Raw genomic sequence first — 14424 nt, forward strand, 5'->3', positions numbered from 1 at the left:
TAAACCATAAAATTATTGAAACGAAACATTCATTAAAATCAAGCATAACTTCTTGATATAAATTACAACAAAATACTTTACTAATCGGTAAAGCTTATTTCCCTTTTCGATATAAACTAAATTAAAGAACAATGAAATTAAAACAAATTAAATTTGCCGTAGTTGCTGTTATAGTGGCAACATTTTTCGTAAGCTGTAGTAATGACAAAGATACTACACCTACCCCACCACAAGCACAAAAAGAAGTTAGCCTTTCTGTAAGTACCACTTTAGGGTCTTACCTTTCTGATAAAGACGGGAAATCTTTATACTTTTTTGGATCAGATGCAAAAGGGCAAGCCTCATGTACAGGCGGATGCGAAGCTGTATGGCCTCCATTTTATGTAGATAATTTAACAGCTGACAAATTAGGGACAGGATTAACATTCTCTGATTTTGGCACTATTACAACTCCATCAAATAAAAAACAACTTACCTACAAAGGATGGCCATTATACTATTATGCACCAAGCGTAAACGGGATAAACACTCCGGAAATTAAAGGTCAGACAACCGGAGACGGAGTTGGTGGTATTTGGTTTATTGCAAAACCGGATTATTCTATCATGCTCGTAAAAAGTCAGCTTGTAGGACATGACACAAAAAATTACAAATCAGATTATACGGTTGGTGATGGTTTAACGACCTATTTTACAGATGCTTTAGGAAACACTTTGTACACTTTTAAAAATGACAATTTCAAGAAAAACAATTTTACCAAATCTGATTTTTCAAATAATGCTGTTTGGCCAATATATGAAACAGATAAAATTGTAATTCCTTCTATTCTTGACAAGTCTAAGTTTTCTGTCATTAGTGTATTTGGTAAATCACAATTGGTTTACAACGGCTGGCCTTTATATTATTTTGGGCAAGATGCCGGAGTAAGAGGAGCAAATAAAGGAATAAGTTTTCCAAGCCCGGGTGTTTGGCCGGTTCCTGTAAAAGACGCACCACTGGCAATCTAACAAAACATAACATATTTCAAATTAGTCCAATGGAAATTGGGCTAATTTGAAATAATAAAAAGCAGGATTCCGGTAGATTACTTCAAAAATTTAAATCATAAAATTCAATATGAGTAAAACAAAAATCAAAATTTTGATCGTACTGTTAGTCATCAGTTTTGGCCCCTATTATATCTATCAGAATATTTTGTATCAAGATGCCCGGGACATCAATGCTGAAAAATCAATACTGACTATTACTGCTAAAAATTTAGAAAAAGAATATACACTCGATCCCAAAGAAAGAGATTCAAAATATCTAAACAAAACCATTGAAATTAAAGGAATAGTCTCAGAAGCTACTGATTCTACTATGACAGTAGATGGTACTGTATTTTGTAAAATGAATGAAAAAGTAAACAAGGCTTTCCTAAACAAACCTATTAATATAAAAGGAAGATGTATTGGTTTTGATGATTTATTCGGAGTAGTAAAATTTGATCAATGCAGTATACAACAACATTAAATATGAAAAAAAAAATATTTCTAATAGCCAGTTTTTTAATTTGTCTTTATGGCAATGCACAGGAAGATTTACTCTCCACTCTGGATTCAACACAAGTAGTCGATAAAAATGCTACCGCAACTTTTAAAGGTTTGCAAATTATAACATTACAATCGACAAAATTAGCAGCCAAAAAAGAACTGTATATTGTCATATCACATCGGTTTGGTACTGTAAAAGGCGGAATTTCTGAATTCTTTGGTTTTGATAATGCCACAACAAAAATTGGAGGAATTTACGGAATTACCGATTGGCTTTCTGTAAGTGCATCACATCATACTTTACTAAAAATGAACGAAGCTTCATTAAAATACAGGCTTATAAGACAAAATGAAGCCTTTCCTTTTGACATTGTGGGTTATAGTACGATAGATTTTAATAGCGGATTAAAAAAAGACGATTACCCTAAAATTGAATTTTCTGACAGATTAACCTATGTAAATCAGCTTCTTATTTCAAGAAAATTCTCTGATAGACTATCTCTGGAATTGGTTCCGTCATATATCCATAAAAACCTTTACAATCCGGATATAGAAAATGACAATCAATTTACTTTGGGTGCTGGCGGAAGAGTAAAACTAACCAAAAGACTCTCACTTAATTTAGAATATGGTGCAAATTTTAATAAGCCTAATTTTTATAACAATCCATTATCAGTGGGACTGGACATAGAAACCGGCGGTCATATTTTTCAATTGATGTTTACAAATTCTCAATCTATGACCGAAAGCGGCTACCTCACAAGTGCATCCGGAGATTGGGGCAAAGGCGATTTCTTCTTTGGGTTTAATTTATATAGAGTTTTTTAAAAGTATAAAATATGAAAAAATACATTTACCTATCCGGTATCATACTGTCGTTATGCGCATGTGAATCTAATACTTATGAGAGTTTGCAGGAACCAACAGTTATCGTAGAAAAGGTTACCTACAACGCAAATGTCAAGGCTATTGTTGATGCCAATTGTATCGCCTGTCATAATTCTGGTTCCAAACTTTTACCGTTAGAAACATATGCCCAGGTTAAAGACGCTTTGGTAAACACCAACTTTTTAGTTCGAATTCAGCAGCAAAACGGAACCCCGGGACAAATGCCAAGGGCCGGAAGAATGCCTCAGGACAAAATAAACACAATCCTTCAATGGAATACGGATGGATTATTAGAAAAATAAATCAACACTAAAAAAATGAAAAAACAAATTGTACTCTTATTTTTGTTTCTTGGAATATTTCATATTTCTGCTCAAAAATATACCACAAAAACAGGAAGTTTAAAATTTGAAGCTACTGTTGATTCTTTTGAAGAAGTAGCAGCAGAAAATAAAAACACTTCGGCTATTTTAGAATCTTCTACAGGAGAAATTGCAGTTTTAACACTCATGAAAGGATTTCGATTTAAAGTAGCTTTAATGGAAGAACACTTTAATGAAAATTATGTAGAATCAGACAAGTACCCAAAAGCTACCTTTAAAGGAAAAGTCGAAGATTTTGATAGTACAAAACTCTCCTCTAAAGCCAATGTATTTAAAATTTCAGGCGATCTTACCTTACATGGTAAAACAAAAAAAATAACTGCAACTGCCAAAATTTTAAAAGCAGATGAAAAAATTACGGTAACCGGAAATTTTGATGTAAAACCGGAAGACTTTGATATTGAAATTCCGAAACTGGTCAGTAAAAAAGTGTCTGATAAAATCAAAGTAAATTTCAATCTGGTACTTGCAAAATTGTAATTACAATAAATCAAAACAAAAACAACTATATACTTTGATGTACCAGATAAAAATCAAATTCATTAAATTTAACTAATCTATTACAAGTTTTAAATCAACTCTTTACCCATCTGATTATAAACTAAAGATTTAACAAACCTGGTACATCAAAGTATATATTTTTCAGCAGAATAACTTTTTAATTTTAATTTTCAACCCCAGAATATTACCCTTTCATAAGTAGGATTAGAATATCTAAAATCCTTAAAAATTACTTCAATTTCATTTCTGTCAGCTCCCCATTCTTATACATTTATTAATTAATTTTCATCTATTTTGCATTCAATACTATAACTTTGTAAAGATGAAAATTTTAATAATAGAAGACGACCAAAGAGTAGCAGAACTTATCCAGAGAGGACTTCATGAACATGGATTTTCTCCAACAATCGCTTATGATGGTCTTTCAGGAAAAAAACTAGCGCTTAGTAATCAGTACGATCTGGTTATTACCGATATTATTTTACCTAAACTTGACGGACTTGATTTATGCAAAGAACTTCGTCAGATAAAACCTGATCTTCCTATTATCATGCTCACAGCATTAGGTTCTACAGATGATAAAGTAGAAGGATTTGATGCTGGTGCCGATGATTACCTGACAAAACCTTTTGAAATGCGTGAGCTGTTAGTGCGTATAAGGGCTTTATTAAAACGCAGTAATGGCAGCACTACAAACAATGTTGGATTTATCTTGAAGTACAATGATCTTGAAATGAATCTGCAGACTAAAAGTGTCAAAAGAAATGAAATCGAAATAAACCTTACTCCAAAAGAATTTAAGCTTTTAGAGTATATGCTGCAAAATCCGGAACGGGTTTTATCGCGTGTAGAAATTGCAGAAAAAGTATGGGATACCCATTTTGATACCGGAACAAATTTTATCGATGTTTACATCAATTATCTGAGAAAGAAAATCGATAAAGATTATGATACAAAACTCATACATACCCGATCTGGAATGGGCTTTATTTTGAAAGTAGAATGAAAATCAGAACACGGCTAACCATATTATTTACGCTTATCACAGCCACTATTTTATTAGTGTTTGCTGCCATTATCTTATTTTCGGCTAAAGAAAACAGAGAAAAGGAATTTTATGCCTTACTAAAAAAAGAAGCAATCACCAAAGCCAATATCTTTCTGAATGCTAAAGTAGACAGCAAAACATTACAAAACATCTACAGAAACAACAGAACAACCTTAAATGAAGTCGAGGTTGCTATTTACAAGCCTTCTTTTGAATTATTATATCATGATGCCGTAGATATTGATGTTGTAAAAGAAACAAAGCCTATGATTGATGAAATTGCCCAAAAAGGCGAAATAAAATTTTATCAAAAAGATTGGCAGGTTATAGGAATGACTTACCAATTTCAGGGGAAAGAATACATTATTACAGCCGCAGCATATGATGAATTTGGATATATCAAGTTTTATAACCTGCTAGAAACCTGCATTATTGTTTTTATTATATCTATTGTCGTTCTTTTTATGGCGGGTCGTTTTTTCTCCAAAAAAGCCTTTGAACCCATTGTTAAAATGACCGATAAAGCAAAAATGATTTCTGCCACAAATCTCGATTTACGTCTGGATACTACCGAAAGTAAAGATGAAATTTCTGAACTGGCATCTACTTTCAATAAAATGCTAAACCGTCTCGAGAATTCCTTTGATTCCCAAAAACATTTTGTTTCGAATATCTCTCACGAATTACGAACGCCACTTTCGGCCATCATTGCAGAATTAGAACTTTCTACTCATAAAGAACGTAATATCAGTGAATATAAAATAGTGATTTTAAACACTTTGCAGGACGCTAAAAAACTGGCAAAACTCTCGAATAGTTTACTTGATCTTGCTAAAGCAAATTATGATCCATCAGAAATTGCATTCAGAGCCGTTCGTATTGATGAAGTTTTACTTGATGCCCGTCAGCAAGTCCAAAATTCAAATCCTGATTGTAATATTGCCATTCATTTTGAAAATGATTTCGAAGATGATAATCAGATTTCAGTCAATGCAAACGAATATTTGCTTAAAGTTGCCTTTGTAAATTTATTCGAAAACGGCTGCAAATTTTCTGAAGATCATCAAAGTCATGTTTCAATTTCATTTGCAGACAATAAAATAAAACTTGATTTTTCTGATAACGGAATCGGAATTTCAACAGAAGAACTAGAACATATTTTTACACCATTTTACAGAGGCTCTAATAAAATTCACGCCGACGGAAATGGTATTGGACTTTCATTGACAAAAAAAATTATTCAGCTTCATAACGGGACAATCACTGTCTTTTCAAAGAAAAACGAAGGAACTACCTTTACAATACAGTTTCCTTCACTCTAAAATTTCCAGCTTACTCACCTATTCATAAAATCAAAACCTGAAGTGTTATCTTAAATAATACTTCAGGCTTTTTTATTGCTTTTTTGATACAAACCAGGCTTCTATTTCTTTCTAATAAAATTCTAATTTTTTTCTAAAACATCTCTAATAGCCTTTTCTGTAAAGCCAGCCTAATTTTGCGCCGTGGTTTAGAAACAGCTGCTTTCCAGCGTTTCAATCCGCCGGAATTAAAGTCGGAAAACAATATTGTTGGATTGGTAAAATGAACAAATCATAAAGTTCATTTATACAGCATCAACCATAAAAAAGAAAAGGAGGTATACGATGATTACAACTTATGAATTTACAACCCGCATTTTGCTTGCCACAGGTCTTGGGGCAGCAATAGGAATCGAAAGACAATGGCGTCAGAAAAATGCAGGGCTTCGTACCAATACTCTTGTTTCTCTTGGTTCTACAGCTTTTATCCTGCTCTCAGTTTCTTTAGGTAATGGCGCTGATCCAAGCAGAGTTGCCGCTCAAATTGTATCCGGAATTGGTTTTCTGGGTGCTGGAGTTATCATGAAAGATGGTTTAAGCGTTCAGGGACTCAATACAGCAGCAACCATTTGGTGTTCAGCAGCAGTAGGTTCGCTTACCGGTATTGGTTTGTATACCGAGGCTATGATTGTAAGCGCTGCCGTGATGATTACTCATCTCATACTCCGCCCTCTGGGTTTAAAACTAAACCGCTTGCAGTCTATAAAATCCTTGAATATACCAACCGATTATCTTTTTACCATAAAATGCAAAACAGAAGTCGAAAACCACTTGCGTGTCATGCTGATGCAAAATTTAGGAAATGAAGATTCATTACTGTTAAAATCACTCACAAGCGACGACAATCACGACCCATCTATAGCCATTATAACAGCCGAAATAAAAGCAATTACTTCTCAAGATAGTCTGATGGAAAAAATGGCCAGCCGATTGACTATCGAGGAAAAAGTAATAAAAGTGAGCTGGGAAATTATGGGAACACAAACTGATTTATAACCTATGGCACTCTCCATTTCAATAGCGGTTCTTTTAATCACATCAGGCATTGCAGCAGATAATCTGATAATGTCCAAAATGAACATGAATAACATTACACTTATCAAATCAGGAAAAGCAATATGGGTACAAATCGTTTTGTTTACCATTCAGCTGCAGGTCTTAAAATACGGATATTGGTTTGCTTCGTTTCAACTTATGAACTTAAAGAATCACAGTAAATGGATTGCCTTATTTATGCTGTTTTCTATAGTATTAAAAATGATTCAGGAATTTAAACTTAAACCAATTCATAACAAAACTTATCCCAATCTCGACGATTTTTTAAACATAGCCTTTGCTACATCATTATATGTTTTTGTACTGGGTTTTGCTTTGCGTTTTTTAGAGATCGATCAGCCTGCAATTTACAAAACCGTAATTCCATGCTTACTGTTTTTTCTATTGATTGGCTCGCTTTTTAAAAACTTCAATTCCGGCAAAGCGATTCAGTTGACCCAAATTATAGCCATAGCTATGATTTTTACAGGAGTCCTAATTTTTTTAATCAATATCTAATAATCACAAGAAATGAGTGTAAAAGATAAAATTAAGCACCCCTTCTATTCCTTAACCAACAGCAACGGAATGAACGAAGGAACAACTACAAAATTGCGGAATGCTTCCAGAAGCGATTCTAATTTTGTTTATGCCATGCTCGAAAGCTCAGAAGCCGGAATTACGAAACTAACTTCTGATGATCGTCTTAAAAAATACGGTCCCAATGAAGTACAGCATGACAAGGCACCCTCATGGTTAAACCAATTATTTAAAGCCTTTATCAATCCGTTTATTTTTATCCTGCTCATTATAGCCGCAATATCCTTTATTGTCGATATCTGGATGGCAGCTCCTGGAGAAGCCGATTTTAAAACCGTTATCATGGTGGCAGTTATGGTGCTATTTAGTGCTTTACTTCGATTTTTTCAGGAATTCAGGAGCAATCGGGCAGCCGATAAGCTAAAAAGTATGGTAAAAACTACCGCTACTGTACTGCGAAAATTTATAGGCAAAAGAGAAATCGCCATGACTGAACTTGTTCCGGGAGATATACTGTATTTGTCTGCCGGAGATATGGTTCCTGCTGATTGCCGCATTATGCAAAGCAAAGATTTGTTTGTTAGCGAATCAATGCTTACCGGAGAAGCGCTGCCTGTAGAAAAAACGTTTTTACCCATTCGTGATGCTGATACGAAACAGCCTATAGAACTTCATAATCTTTGTTTTATGGGAACCAATGTAGTAAGCGGTACAGCAAAAGCAATAGTAGTTGAAACCGGAAACCGTACTTATTTTGGAAGCATTAGTAAAACTATTCTGGGAAACCGACCTGAAACCGCTTTTGATATTGGAATAAACAAAGTAAGTTATTTACTAATTCGTTTCATGCTGGTCATGGTTCCTGTTATTTTTCTCATAAACGGTTTCCTTAAAGGCGACTGGATGCAGGCCTTATTGTTTGCTATTGCCGTTGCTGTGGGCCTTACTCCTGAAATGTTACCTATGATTGTTACGGCCAATCTTGCCAAAGGCGCTATGAATATGAGTAAACACAAGGTAATTGTGAAACGATTAAATGCAATCCAGAACATTGGTGCTATGGATATTCTCTGTACCGATAAAACAGGAACGCTGACATTGGATAAAATTGTACTCGAAAAACATTTGAATGTTTTGGGAACAGAAGATGATGAAGTTTTAAAATGGGCCTATCTGAATAGTTATCATCAAACCGGATTAAAAAACATACTCGACAAAGCGGTTTTAGAGCATATTGAACTTCATGATTATCTAAAAGTAGAAGAATACTTTATGAAAGTAGATGAAATTCCGTTTGATTTTCAACGCAGACGCATGTCGGTAATTCTTAAAATGCGAAACGGAAACCATCTTTTAATTTGTAAAGGCGCCGTCGAAGAAATTCTGGATTTGTGCTCGCATAGCTTCGATCCGGGTGAAGACAAAGAACTGCATCTGGAGAATGACAAAGTAATCCCAATGGATAAAAAGATGCACGATACTGTTTTGCAGACTTCAAAAAAAATGAATGAAGAAGGTTTAAGAGTATTGCTGGTTGCCATTCGCGAATTTGACGGAAAACATCCGCTAACCTATTCTTTAGAAGATGAAAACAATCTTACCCTGACTGGTTTTATTGGTTTTCTTGATCCTGCAAAACCATCGGCTAAACCAAGTATTGCAGCGCTTCAGGGATTAGGTATAGGTGTTAAAGTACTTACAGGTGATAATGAAATTGTAACTAAAAAAATATGTAATGATGTTGGTATTCCAGTAAAAAATATCCTTTTAGGCAGCGAATTAGAATCAATGTCAAACTTAGAGTTGGAGAAACGTATTGATGATGTTTCCATTTTTGCCAAACTCAGTCCGTTACAAAAAGTAAGAGTCGTAAAAGCATTACGCGCAAAAGGACACACTGTTGGGTTTATGGGAGACGGTATTAATGATGCTGCCGCACTAAAAGAAGCAGATGTCGGCATTAGTGTAGATACTGCCGTAGATGTTGCGAAAGAAAGTGCCGACATCATCTTGTTAGAAAAAGATCTCATGGTATTGCGTAAAGGAGTTATTTATGGCCGAAGAACTTTTGGCAACATCATCAAATACATTAAAATGACTGCCAGCAGCAATTTTGGTAATATGTTCAGCATGCTTGGAGCAAGCGCTTTCCTGCCTTTTTTACCAATGCTTCCGGTGCAATTATTAACGCAAAATCTATTATACGATATATCACAAACTGCTATTCCGTGGGATCGAATGGATGAAGATTTTTTGAAAAAACCTAAAAAATGGGATGCTTCAAGTATTCAGAGATTCATGTTTTTTATAGGCCCTATCAGCTCCATTTTTGACTTTGCCACATTTGCCGTGATGTTCTGTTATTTCAAAGCCAATAGTCCGGAACTCCAATCGTTTTTTCAAAGTGGCTGGTTTATAGAAGGATTGCTTTCTCAAACCCTGATTATACACATGATCCGAACCAGAAAAATTCCATTTATACAAAGCTGGGCAGCAACACCAGTCGTAGCACTAACAACATTAATAATGCTGATAGGTATCGCGATTCCGTTTTCGCCTTTGGCATCCATGCTAAAAATGCAGCCGCTTCCTCTAAGTTATTTTCCATGGTTGTTTGGAATACTTACCTGCTATTGCCTGCTAACACAATTTGTAAAAACATGGTTTATCAAAAAATTTAATCAATGGTTATAAAACTAAAAAAGTATGATACTAAACACTAAAATCAACTGCAAACTTCAAAAGTTTAACATCAACAGTAAAAAAACCGAATATAAGAATCTTCTGTTAGCATTATGGGTCGCAACAATTCTGTTAGCCTGCAATCATAAAACAGAAACAAAAGAAAACGAGCCTTTTTCTTTGCAGGGCGATACGATTATAATTCCGTCAAAATCAACTATTGCCGGTAAGTTAAAACTTGAAAAAGTAAAAAGTGAGCCCTTTCAGTTAGAATTACAAACAGCTGGCACAGTCAAAGCCATTCCTAATGCATATGCCGAAATTGCTCCTCCGTTTTCCGGAAGGGTAACCAAAGTACATTTAAGACTGGGAATGAAAACTCAGGCTGGAACTCCTTTGTTTGAAATGGTTTCACCTGATTTTACAGCTGCTCAAAAAAGCTTTTTTCAGGCAAAATCAGGTTATCAGGTGGCCAAACTTTCTTTAAAACGTCAGCAGGATTTAAAAAACAATGGCGTGGGTTCTCAAAAAGATCTGGAAGAAGCAGAAAGCAGCTTCGAAGTAAGCGAAAAAGAATATCAGAATGCTGTTGCCAGTCTAAAAATATTTGGTGTTAATACCAATAAACTGGTATTCGGTCAGCCTTTAATCATTACTTCTCCTATCGCTGGAGAAGTCATTGCAAATGAGCTGGTAATGGGACAATATATAAAAGAAGATGATGCGCCAAAAGCCAAAATAGCCGATCTGAAAAAAGTTTGGGTAGCCGGACAAATTAAAGAAAAAGACATTCAGTTTATTCATGAACTTGATGGGGCCGAAATTCAGGCTGGAGCTTATCTCGACAAAAAAATCATCGGAAAAATATACCATGTCGATGAAATAATCGACGAAACCACCCGAAGTGTACAGGTTTTAATTGAATGTCTTAATCCAAACCATATCCTTAAACCGGGAATGTATGTATCTGTAAAATTTACCGATACCCCTGTAAATACATTATTTATTACTGCAAAAGCAGTGTTACAATTCAACGACAGAAGTTTTGTATTTGTACAATTAGCTGATGGAAAATATACACGCCGTTATGTAGAAACCGGAGTATCCCAAAATGGAAAAATAGCCATTTTATCCGGATTAAAACCAAATGAAACCATCATAAGCGAAGGAGCCTTTTATCTTTTAGAAGCAAAATAATCTGGAAAATTAACCACTAAAGATATAAAGTTGAAATCTTTTAAACAACCGCAAAGCACCCAAGCATCGATCCTCAAAACCTTAGACTCTTAGCTTCTCAGTACCTCAGAACCTTAGTATCTCAGCACCTTAAAAAATGAAAAAAAACATATTCGAAACAACAATAGCAAAACGCTGGCTAATTCTGGCGTTATTTCTCCTTCTTTCTTTATTTGGCTATTATTCATGGACACAGCTTTCGGTTGAAGCTTATCCTGATATTGGCGATGTGACTTCGCAGGTTGTAACGCAGGTTCCCGGACTTGCTGCAGAAGAAGTTGAACAGCAAATCACGATTCCAATCGAACGTGCTATTAACGGCTTACCGGGCATGCACGTCATGCGAAGCAAAAGCACCTTTGGTTTATCTATGGTCACCATTGTTTTTGATGATGGCGTCGAAGATTACTTTGCCCGAACCCGAATTCAGGAACGACTAAACGATGTCGAATTACCATACGGAGCTGCACCGGGATTAGACCCGCTAACCTCTCCCACGGGTGAAATTTATCGTTATATCATTGAAAGCAAAAACTATGATCTGCGAAAATTAAGTGAACTGCAGGAATATACCATTGTGCCACGTATCAAACAGGTTTCTGGTGTGGCAGATGTGACCAACTTTGGAGGAATCACTACACAATATCAAGTTGAACTGGACCCGCGCAAAATAGAACAATACGGATTATCCTTAAGTGAGATAACCGAAACTATTGGAAAAAACAATGCCAATGTAGGCGGAAGTGTTATCAATCGAGGTGATCAGTCTTATGTCGTACGCGGTATTGGTTTGGTAAAAAATCTCGATGACATGAGCCGTATTGTAGTCAAATCTGTAAACGGAGTGCCTATTTACCTCAACGATATTGGAAAACTAAAATACGGAAATCTCGAACGTAAAGGCGCATTAGGATATACAGACAAACGAGGAGCAGATTACTCTGATAATATTGAAGGAATTGTGCTTTTACTTAAAAACCAAAATCCATCAGTGGTATTAAAAGGGGTAAATGAAGCTGTAGCTGATTTAAATCAAAATTATCTTCCCGAGGGAGTTAAAATTCATGCTTTTCTGGACAGGACCAATTTGGTCGACACCACGCTTACAACCGTTTCGCATACGCTGTTGGAAGGAATGGCTTTAGTAATCATCGTTTTAATTGTTTTTCTGGGCAGCTGGAGAGGCGCATTATTAGTCGCTATTACAATTCCTATTTCGCTTTTAATTGCCTTTATCTTAATGAAGTTCACAAATATTCCTGCCAATTTGCTTTCGCTTGGCGCAATTGATTTTGGAATTATTGTAGATGGCGCCATTGTAATGATGGAAACTATTCTGAAAAAACGGGAAGATGACCAAACCAAAGAACTCACCGAAAATAGCATTGCCGGCAGTGTAAAAAGTATTGCCCGCCCTATCTTTTTTGCTACTCTTATCATCATTACAGCATACCTGCCATTGTTTGCTTTTGAACGAGTAGAAAAAAAGTTATTTACGCCAATGGCATTTACTGTTGGTTATGCGCTTTTCGGTGCTTTATTAGTCGCCTTATTGCTAATTCCGGGACTGGCTTATTTTATCTATCGCAAGCCTCAAAAAATGTATCATAACAAATGGCTGGATAAACTGACGGAGGCATATCACAAAAGAATTCAAAAAATAATGCAGGCTCCAAAAAGAGTATTTGCCCCTTTAATTGGTGTGCTGGCTCTTGCTTTAATTCTTACAATAACAGTTGGAAAGGATTTTTTACCTCCCTTAGACGAAGGTTCCATCTGGTTACAGGTTTCGTTACCGCCGGGAATCACTTTAGAGAAATCTAAAGAAATGAGTGATACATTACGACACAGAACTTTAAAACATGAAGAGGTAACTTATATGATGGTACAGGCAGGACGCAATGATGACGGAACTGATGCCTGGACTCCTTCACATTACGAATGCAGTATTGGCCTAAAACCATACAGTCAATGGAAATCAGGAAAAACAAAAGATGACCTCATCAAAGAACTTGCTGCTGAATATGCTAATATGCCCGGATATAATATTGGTTTTTCGCAACCTATGATCGATGGTGTAATGGATAAAATATCCGGAGCACACAGCGAATTAGTTGTAAAAGTATATGGAGAAGATTATAAAGAAACCCGAAGAATTGCCGAAGATATTATTAAAACGCTAAAAAACGTAAAAGGCGCTGTCGATCTTGCCATAGATCAGGAACCACCATTGCCACAAGTACAAGTCATTGCCGATCGTCAAAAAATAGCACAATACGGCTTAAATATAGATGATGTATCTGAACTTATAGAAGTCGCTATGGGAGGAAAAGCAGTTTCGCAAATTTTTGTGGGCAATAAAGTCTATGATATTACAGCACGATACAACGAAGAAAGCCGAAACAATCCGGAAAAAATCGGGAATTTAATGCTGACCAATTCTGAAGGAATCAAGATTCCATTATCACAAGTATGCGACATCAAACTCAATACTGGGGAAAGTACTATTGCCCGTGAAATGAACAAACGTCATCTTACCGTTCGTTTAAACCTGCGTGGAAATGATTTAAGTTCTTTTCTAGAAGAAGCACAAGCCAAAATTGAAAAAAAAGTAAAATACAACCATGAAGAATTTAAGCTAAAATGGGGAGGTCAATTTGAAAATCAGGAGCGTGCATACAGTCATCTTGCCATTATTGTTCCTTTGGCACTGGCGATCATGTTTGTATTATTATACGGCGCATTTGGTCAATTTCGTCAGGCCGGATTGTTAATGAGTATTGTTCCTCTCGCATTGTTTGGCGGTATGCTGGCATTAAATGTTCGTGGTATGACCTTAAATGTTTCCTCTGCAGTTGGTTTTATAGCTTTATTTGGAGTTGCGATACAAAATGGGGTCATCATGATCTCTCACATTAACCAGCTACGCAAAAACGGAATGACCCTGATTGAAGCTGTAACCAATGGTGCAAAGCAACGTTTTCGACCTGTTCTAATGACCGCAACAGTTGCTGTACTGGGATTATTGCCTGCATCACTGGCAACAGGTATAGGCAGCGACGTACAAAGACCTTTGGCAACTGTTATCGTTTACGGATTGTTATTCTCTACCATTCTGACTCTTTTTGCTTTGCCATCACTTTATTATCTGATTGAGAAAAAATTTGATTTAGGAGACCAGACAATTCAATCTAAAATTGATAATCAATAAACACTAC

12 protein-coding genes are annotated in these 14424 nt (G+C 35.7%); all 12 read left to right on the forward strand.

What is annotated here, in order from left to right; all coding sequences use genetic code 11:
• Positions 1 to 131 precede the first annotated feature (131 nt).
• Entirely contained in the window at positions 132 to 1007 is an 876-nt protein-coding gene (locus tag A4F88_RS03040; RefSeq protein WP_068841046.1) for a COG4315 family predicted lipoprotein, read from the forward strand.
• Between the two features lie 133 nt (positions 1008 to 1140).
• On the forward strand, positions 1141 to 1512 hold the full coding sequence (locus tag A4F88_RS03045) for an OB-fold protein (protein ID WP_162268779.1): 372 nt from the start codon (positions 1141 to 1143) through the stop codon (positions 1510 to 1512).
• 2 nt (positions 1513 to 1514) lie between these two features.
• A complete protein-coding gene (locus A4F88_RS03050) occupies positions 1515 to 2360 on the forward strand; it encodes a DUF5777 family beta-barrel protein (protein ID WP_068841448.1) in 846 nt (281 codons plus the stop codon).
• Positions 2361 to 2371: 11 nt separating this feature from the next.
• Positions 2372 to 2722 carry a hypothetical protein gene (locus tag A4F88_RS03055; RefSeq protein ID WP_068841048.1) on the forward strand — a complete coding sequence of 117 codons (351 nt, stop codon included), beginning with the start codon at positions 2372 to 2374 and terminating at the stop codon, positions 2720 to 2722.
• Positions 2723 to 2737: 15 nt separating this feature from the next.
• Positions 2738 to 3283, forward strand: coding sequence for a YceI family protein (locus tag A4F88_RS03060; RefSeq protein WP_068841049.1), 546 nt, complete (start codon positions 2738 to 2740; stop codon positions 3281 to 3283).
• A 343-nt stretch (positions 3284 to 3626) separates the two neighbouring features.
• Entirely contained in the window at positions 3627 to 4310 is a 684-nt protein-coding gene (locus A4F88_RS03065) for a response regulator transcription factor (protein ID WP_068841050.1), read from the forward strand.
• Entirely contained in the window at positions 4307 to 5674 is a 1368-nt protein-coding gene (locus A4F88_RS03070) for a sensor histidine kinase (RefSeq protein WP_068841051.1), read from the forward strand. Before A4F88_RS03065 ends, A4F88_RS03070 begins: the two co-directional genes overlap by 4 nt.
• 324 nt (positions 5675 to 5998) lie before the next feature.
• Positions 5999 to 6709, forward strand: coding sequence for an MgtC/SapB family protein (locus A4F88_RS03075; protein WP_068841052.1), 711 nt, complete (start codon positions 5999 to 6001; stop codon positions 6707 to 6709).
• A 3-nt stretch (positions 6710 to 6712) separates the two neighbouring features.
• On the forward strand, positions 6713 to 7267 hold the full coding sequence (locus A4F88_RS03080; RefSeq protein WP_068841053.1) for a manganese efflux pump: 555 nt from the start codon (positions 6713 to 6715) through the stop codon (positions 7265 to 7267).
• A gap of 12 nt (positions 7268 to 7279) precedes the next feature.
• The gene (gene mgtA, locus A4F88_RS03085) at positions 7280 to 9982 is read left to right on the forward strand and encodes a magnesium-translocating P-type ATPase (RefSeq protein WP_082815680.1); all 2703 of its coding nucleotides are present in this window, start codon (positions 7280 to 7282) and stop codon (positions 9980 to 9982) included.
• A gap of 12 nt (positions 9983 to 9994) precedes the next feature.
• Positions 9995 to 11167 carry an efflux RND transporter periplasmic adaptor subunit gene (locus tag A4F88_RS03090; RefSeq protein WP_082815681.1) on the forward strand — a complete coding sequence of 391 codons (1173 nt, stop codon included), beginning with the start codon at positions 9995 to 9997 and terminating at the stop codon, positions 11165 to 11167.
• A 136-nt stretch (positions 11168 to 11303) separates the two neighbouring features.
• Positions 11304 to 14417 (forward strand): efflux RND transporter permease subunit, encoded by a 3114-nt coding sequence (locus tag A4F88_RS03095; RefSeq protein WP_068841054.1) that lies wholly within the window; start codon positions 11304 to 11306, stop codon positions 14415 to 14417.
• Positions 14418 to 14424: the final 7 nt, after the last annotated feature.

The organism is Flavobacterium chilense, assembly GCF_001602525.1.
Lineage (GTDB): Bacteria > Bacteroidota > Bacteroidia > Flavobacteriales > Flavobacteriaceae > Flavobacterium > Flavobacterium chilense.

Bases quoted from the DNA above. Each gene is read 5' to 3' on its own strand.
- A4F88_RS03040 (WP_068841046.1), top strand. From the start codon at position 132: ATGAAATTAAAACAAATTAAATTTGCCGTAGTTGCTGTTATAGTGGCA.
- A4F88_RS03050 (WP_068841448.1), top strand. From the start codon at position 1,515: ATGAAAAAAAAAATATTTCTAATAGCCAGTTTTTTAATTTGTCTTTAT.
- A4F88_RS03055 (WP_068841048.1), top strand. From the start codon at position 2,372: ATGAAAAAATACATTTACCTATCCGGTATCATACTGTCGTTATGCGCA.
- A4F88_RS03060 (WP_068841049.1), top strand. From the start codon at position 2,738: ATGAAAAAACAAATTGTACTCTTATTTTTGTTTCTTGGAATATTTCAT.
- A4F88_RS03065 (WP_068841050.1), top strand. From the start codon at position 3,627: ATGAAAATTTTAATAATAGAAGACGACCAAAGAGTAGCAGAACTTATC.
- A4F88_RS03070 (WP_068841051.1), top strand. From the start codon at position 4,307: ATGAAAATCAGAACACGGCTAACCATATTATTTACGCTTATCACAGCC.
- A4F88_RS03075 (WP_068841052.1), top strand. From the start codon at position 5,999: ATGATTACAACTTATGAATTTACAACCCGCATTTTGCTTGCCACAGGT.
- A4F88_RS03080 (WP_068841053.1), top strand. From the start codon at position 6,713: ATGGCACTCTCCATTTCAATAGCGGTTCTTTTAATCACATCAGGCATT.
- mgtA (WP_082815680.1), top strand. From the start codon at position 7,280: ATGAGTGTAAAAGATAAAATTAAGCACCCCTTCTATTCCTTAACCAAC.
- A4F88_RS03090 (WP_082815681.1), top strand. From the start codon at position 9,995: ATGATACTAAACACTAAAATCAACTGCAAACTTCAAAAGTTTAACATC.
- A4F88_RS03095 (WP_068841054.1), top strand. From the start codon at position 11,304: ATGAAAAAAAACATATTCGAAACAACAATAGCAAAACGCTGGCTAATT.